The following is a 231-nucleotide window of genomic DNA, read 5'->3' on the forward strand; positions in this document are numbered from 1 at the left end:
AAAGCGCTATATTAATCGTAAGCTATTACCGTAAGTATTTGTTTTTGATGGTGTCAGTCGTTAAGTTTATTTATCATTTGCAAATGATTTCAAAACTCCAATATAAATCCATCTATATCCCTGTGCTCTTGATGCTCTGGCTTGGTTTGTTCATTGACAGCCAGTCATTAGCTGAGCAGGTTCATTACAGTCAATGGATCACCAATGGTTTAGTACTGTTGTGCTTTGCTT

1 pseudogene is annotated in these 231 nt (G+C 36.4%); it reads left to right on the forward strand.

The window, feature by feature from the left end:
- Positions 1 to 231 (forward strand): annotated as a pseudogene (locus CCS02_RS22530) (hypothetical protein); the annotation flags it as partial.

It is taken from the genome of Marinomonas sp. ef1, assembly GCF_002806845.1.
Lineage (GTDB): Bacteria > Pseudomonadota > Gammaproteobacteria > Pseudomonadales > Marinomonadaceae > Marinomonas > Marinomonas polaris.